Annotated in this window: 4 protein-coding genes and 1 pseudogene; 4 read left to right on the forward strand and 1 reads right to left on the reverse strand. The window is 64.1% G+C overall.

What is annotated here, in order from left to right; all coding sequences use genetic code 11:
- From ACESL9_RS04320 to ACESL9_RS04335, 4 genes and pseudogenes are all read left to right on the forward strand, one after another.
- Positions 1-189 (forward strand): annotated as a pseudogene (locus ACESL9_RS04320) (hypothetical protein); the annotation flags it as partial.
- Positions 116-1600: a Y-family DNA polymerase gene (locus ACESL9_RS04325; protein ID WP_372610830.1), complete on the forward strand. Its 1485-nt coding sequence runs from the start codon at positions 116-118 to the stop codon at positions 1598-1600. The pseudogene ACESL9_RS04320 and the gene ACESL9_RS04325, both read left to right, overlap by 74 nt.
- Positions 1597-4953: an error-prone DNA polymerase gene (locus tag ACESL9_RS04330; protein WP_372610828.1), complete on the forward strand. Its 3357-nt coding sequence runs from the start codon at positions 1597-1599 to the stop codon at positions 4951-4953. Before ACESL9_RS04325 ends, ACESL9_RS04330 begins: the two co-directional genes overlap by 4 nt.
- 44 nt (positions 4954-4997) lie before the next feature.
- Positions 4998-5516, forward strand: coding sequence for a thermonuclease family protein (locus tag ACESL9_RS04335; protein WP_372610826.1), 519 nt, complete (start codon positions 4998-5000; stop codon positions 5514-5516).
- A gap of 108 nt (positions 5517-5624) precedes the next feature.
- Here the strand turns inward: ACESL9_RS04335 and ACESL9_RS04340 are convergent.
- On the reverse strand, positions 5625-6083 hold a 459-nt coding region (locus ACESL9_RS04340; RefSeq protein ID WP_372674542.1), incomplete at its 5' end, for an energy-coupling factor transporter transmembrane component T family protein.

Consider the following 6083-nt stretch of genomic DNA (forward strand, 5'->3'; position numbering starts at 1 on the left):
GAGACGCGCTGGCATTGCGATCCGATTGCCGGCGCGGACCATGACTCGACTCTGCATCACTGGTCCCTTAATAAGAACAAAAAGGGAACAACGGGAAGCTGGATACTGCATTGGAATGGCGCGACGGCTGCTTTCAACCTGGTTTCCGAGGCTGGCCAGCGACACCGTGCTGCGCAGGCGTCCGGCTGAAGGGCCTTTTGCCCTGGTCCACCGGTCGAGGAATACGGAACATCTGCATTGCCTGAACGAGATCGCTGAGCGGAACGGGCTGCATCGCGGCATGACGCTCGCGGATGCGCGCGCGATCTGCCCGGATCTCATCACCCGGCCTGCGGATATCGCCCGAGAGGCCGCTGCGCTAGCCGCGCTCCGCCGCTGGATGGGGCGCTATGCGCCGATGGTGGCGCGGGACGGATCGGATGGCCTGATCGCTGATATTACGGGCGTGCCGCATCTGTTCGGAGGTGAGCAAGACCTTCGGGGCGATCTGCATGCGCGCATGGCGCGTGCCGGGCTCTCCGTGGTCAGCGCCATTGCCGGGACCCGCGGCGCGGCGCATGCGTTGGCGCGTCACGGTGGTGGAATCATCCCAGAAGGCCGACTTGTCGACAAGATCGGCCCCCTGCCGGTCAGCGCCTTGCGGACCGATACGGAGACGACACAGGCACTTGGGCGCATGGGATTGACCCGGATCGCCGATCTGATCACTCAGCCGCGGGCACCGCTGGCACGCCGGTTCGGGTCCGGCCTCATCCTGCGGCTCGATCAGGCGCTTGGGCATCAGCCGGAACCCGTTGCCGCAGAAACGGAAGCGCCGCATTTCGGGGTGCGCATGACCCTGCCGGAGCCGATTGGCTTGCAGGCCGACGTGATGGCGGGGCTTACCCGCCTGCTGGACCGTCTTTGCCACACGTTGGGCCAACACCATATGGGCGCCCGGCGCTTGCGCCTCGATCTGCACCGGGTGGACCGGGAAATCGCGCAGGTCGAGATCGGTCTTGCCCGCCCGATGCGCGACCCCGAGCGAATCACGGCGCTTTTCAGCAAGGGAATCGCGGATGTCGAGGCCGGGTTCGGCATCGAGGCGATGCGGCTGGAGGCCCATGTGACCGAGAGACTGCCGCCTGAGCAAATCGGGGGCGGGCAGGCCATGCGTCACGAGGATGCGCTGGCCGATCTGTTTTCCCGGCTTGGCAATCGGTTGGGGTTCGAGCGGGTGTTGCGCCTTCTGCCCGCCGAAAGCACGATCCCCGAGCGCAGCTTCCTGCTGGCGCCTGCGGCCTATAGCGAGGCGGCCCCCCCGCCACCGCGAACAGGACCGGAACGCCCGATCATCATTTTTCCGCCCGAGCCCGTGGCGATTCGCGGAATGGACCACCCTGGGCATCCGCCCGCGCGGTTCCGTTGGCGGCGGATGCAGTTTACCACGATGCGCGCCACGGGACCGGAACGCATCGCACCGGAATGGTGGCTCATTGATCCCGACTGGCAGTCTGGATTGCGTGACTATTGGCGCATCGAGACGCGTGAGGGGCCACGACTCTGGCTTTTTCATACACCGCAATCGCCGGCGTGGTCGGTGCAGGGAGAGTTCGCATGACCGCTTATGCCGAGCTGTGCGTGACCACGAACTTCACCTTCTTGCATGGCGCCTCGCATCCCGAGGAGCTGGTCACGCGCGCGGCCGAACTGGGCCTTGCCGCCATTGCCATCACCGACCGCAATTCGGTAGCGGGCGTGGTACGCGCCTTTTCTGCCCTCAAGGAACTGGACCGGCTGCACAACGAGGCGCGCAAAGCAGCGGGCGCATTACAGGATGCACCCGACATTCGCTCGCGCCGGACCACCGATCATTCCAGCCGTCAGATCCTGAACCCGGCACCTCTGGATGATGGTCCTCGGATCAACCTCGACCAGCCCCTGCCCAGGTTGATCCCGGGCGCGCGGATCGCGCTGAGCGATAGCCCTGTCGAATGGCTGGCCCTGCCACGGGATGTTGTCGCCTGGTCGCGTCTGACACGGCTCCTCTCGCTGGGCAAACGCCGGGCCGGAAAGGGCGCGTGTCATCTCACACGAAAGGATCTGGTGAACTGGGGGAGTGGTATGGTTCTGGTCGCACTGCCCCCAGATCCGATGGAGGGGTCGGGACAGGCAAACCTGTCGGTCGAGTTGCGCGACATGCGGCGCACCTTTCCCGGCCAGTGCTTTCTCGGGGCTGCACCAATCTATGATGGGCGCGACCAGCCACGCCTCGACCGGCTGGCACGACTTTCGCAGTTTTCCGGCCTGCCTATGGTGGCGGTCGGTGATGTGCTGATGCATCGTTCGGCCCGGCGCCCGCTTGCCGATGTTCTGACCTGCCTGCGCGAGGGCTGCACCATCGACACGATCGGCGCCCGCCGCCTGACCCATGCCGAGCACCGGCTCAAATCCGGCACCGAGATGGGCCGCATGTTCCATCGTTATCCCGCCGCGATCCGCCGTACCCTGGAGATCACCGATCAGTGCGCCTTTCGCCTCGACGACCTGCGTTATCAGTATCCCGACGAGGCCCGGGAGGGCGAACCGGCCCAGGACCGGCTCGACCGGCTTGCGCGCGAGGGGCTGCGCTGGCGTTACCCGTACGGGCCACCCACCAAGATCGCCGCACGTGTCAACAAGGAACTGAAACTCATCGACGAGATGGGCTATGCGCCGTATTTCCTGACCGTGCATGACATCGTGGCCTTCGCCCGGTCGCGTGGCATCCTGTGCCAGGGGCGCGGATCAGCGGCCAATTCGGTGGTCTGTTACCTCTTGGGCGTGACCGAGGTTCCCCCCGAAAGCATCACGCTGATCTTCGAGCGGTTTATCAGCAAGGAGCGTGGTGAACCACCCGACATCGACGTGGATTTCGAGCATGAGCGGCGCGAAGAAGTGATCCAGTGGATCTATGAGCGCTACGGCCGTCATCGCGCCGGGCTGACCGCCACCGTGATCCATTTCCGCTCACGCGCCGCAATCCGCGAGGTCGGCAAGGTCATGGGGCTGAGCCAGGACGTGATCGCCCGGCTTTCCGGGCAGATCTGGGGCTGGTCCTCCAGCGCACCGAATGAGGACCGGATGCGTGATGCCGGCATTGATCCGGCGGACAGGCGCGTGGCGCTGGCGGCCAGGTTGATCGGTGAAATCATCGGCTTTCCCCGGCATCTCAGCCAGCATGTCGGCGGATTTGTCATCACCCATGGACGGCTCGATGAACTCTGCCCGATCGAGAACGCGGCGATGGAAGACCGCACCATCATCGAATGGGACAAGGATGATATCGACGCACTTGGCCTGTTGAAGGTCGATGTGCTGGGTCTTGGTATGCTGACCTGTATCCGCAAGGCGTTCGGGCTGTTGCAGGACCATCGCCAGAAACATCTAACACTGGCCAACGTGCCCCCCGAAGACGCCCGCGTCTATGACATGCTGTGCCGGGCCGATGCCATCGGCGTGTTCCAGGTGGAAAGCCGGGCGCAGCTCAACTTCCTGCCCCGGATGCGGCCGCGCAAGTTCTATGATCTGGTTTGCGAGGTAGCCATCGTCCGTCCCGGCCCGATCCAGGGCGGCATGGTGCACCCCTTCATCAACCGCCGCCAGGGCAAGGAGAAGGTCGAGGATCTCGGCCCCGCGATGATGGAGGTACTGGGGCGCACCTATGGCGTGCCGCTGTTTCAGGAACAGGCGATGCAGATCGCGGTGGTCGCCGCCGGGTTTTCGGCGGCCGAGGCCGACCGGCTGCGCCGCAGCCTCGCCACGTTCAAGCGGATGGGCACCATCGGCGCGTTTCGGGATCGCTTCGTCTCGGGGATGCTCTCACGTGGGTACGCCGCGGATTTCGCCGAGCGGTGCTTTGCCCAGATCGAGGGCTTCGGCTCCTATGGATTTCCCGAAAGCCACGCGGCAAGCTTCGCGCGGCTGGTCTATATCTCGGCCTGGCTCAAATGCCATCACCCGGCGGTCTTTACCTGTGCGCTCCTGAACAGCCAGCCGATGGGATTTTACGCCCCTGCGCAACTCGTGCGCGATGCGCGTGAGCACGGGGTCGAGGTGCGGCCCGTTTCGATCAACCATTCGGAGTGGGATTGCACGCTGGAGCCGCGCGCGGATGGGGAACTGGCCGTGCGCCTGGGATTTCGTCAGATCAAGGGACTGCGCGAGGAGGACGCCATCTGGATCGTCGCCGCGCGGGGCAATGGCTATGCGGATGTCGAAAGCCTCTGGCGCCGGGCGGGGGTGCGTCCCGATACGCTTGAGCGGTTGGCCGAGGCCGATGCCTTTGCCGTGCTCAGGCTCACGCGCCGCGATGCGCTTTGGGCTGTCCGGGCCTTGCGCGCGCCCAAGCCGCTGCCACTGTTCGGAAAGGATGGCGAGGGCGGCACAGAGCCCGCCGTCGATCTGCCTGCCATGACGCTCGGGCAGGAGGTGATCGAGGACTATCTCGCCCTGCGCCTTTCCCTGCGCGCTCATCCGCTGGAACTTCTGCGACCACGCCTGCCCGAGAGCATACCCCATGAACGGCTGGCACGGTCCAGAGGCGGGATCACCGTCACCGGCCTCGTCATCACCCGCCAGCGCCCCGGCACGGCCTCGGGCGTGATCTTCCTGACGCTGGAGGACGAGACCGGCCTGGCCAATGTCGTGGTCTGGCGCAATATCTATGAAACCTTCCGCAAGTCGGTGATCGCCGGGCGTTTACTGCGCGTGACCGGCCGGATCGAACGGGAGGGCCAGGTCACGCACCTGATTGCCGAACGGATCGAAGACCTCTCGCCAATGCTTTCAACCCTCGGTCGGCCCGCGCCGAGCGGCGCGCATGACGGGCAAGCGCATGAAACAGGGCAGCCCGCCGCTGGCAACAACCGCCCCTCGGCCAGGCACCCGAGGGAACAGGCGAAAAAGCTCTTCCCGAGCCGGGATTTTCATTGACGCAGCGCCATATTCCGGCCCCACCATTGGTTTAATGAAGTGCCATGATCGGCGGTCGCAATATCATATGCCTTCGCCACAGGCGCGCGAAGCGCAGGGCGTCGCGGCTGATTGGTCCCGGCTTACTTGTCCTTGCCCTTCTGGCGCTGGCGCCTCGGCCGTTGGGCATGGCGGGTTCGAATGTCGATCATGAAGTGTCACCTGCACCAAGCACCACGATCCTGCGCGGCGGTGATGCCTGGAAAGGCATCAACCGAAGGAGCCAGAATGCGAAGCCTTCTGGACGATCAATCGAAGGCCGCGTCACGCATGTGCGCGACGGTGACACGATCGAAGTCGCGCAGGTTCCAATCAGGATCGCTGACCTCGACTGCGCCGAAATCGGCAGTATGGAGGGCAACAAGGCGACCCGACGCATGCGTGAGCTTGTGCGTTCGCAAACGGTATCATGCAGATTGAGTGGCAAGATGTCGTATGACCGACATGTCGGCACCTGCTATCTCACCGACGGGCGAAATATCGGTCATATCCTCCACACTGAGCGCATCTGCCATCAGTGGTGACAATTGGCGGCAGGAAAATCTTCTGACGGCTCGCGACTGTTTCATAACGCACGCCATAATGCCCCACCCACCTGAAACCACGCCGCGGGAGGAACAACCATCAGCGTCTCAATCGAATGAGCGCGCATGGATCGCCTGAGCCACTTCATCGGCGGTTTTCAGGGTTCGCACAACAAGCGGCACAAGCAAAGCGATCATGTTGCGGTCAAGCCCACGCGCCCGCTGAGCCTGGCGGACATCCTGAAATACCGAGAGAACAAGCGGAATGAAACGCAGGCACAGGGACACGCCGAGCGCAATCTGGTTCTTCGGAACCCGGGATGGTGCGAATCTCAACCCGGCCAGAATACCGTCAACCATTTCGCTGGTCCGGGTCGTCGCGGTGACCACGGTCGCCGCAAGGATAAGGACCGCGAAGCGGAATACCACGAATGATGCGAAAAGGATGTCGGTCAAATAGGTCTGGACCAGGAAGATCGCGAGCAGGATCCACAAGGCAGGTCGGAGCGCCGCGACGACATGGCGGACGCGCAAACCGGACAGGGCGAAACAAAGGGCAACCAAGGC

Source organism: Aquicoccus sp. (genome assembly GCF_041686535.1).
GTDB lineage: Bacteria > Pseudomonadota > Alphaproteobacteria > Rhodobacterales > Rhodobacteraceae > Aquicoccus.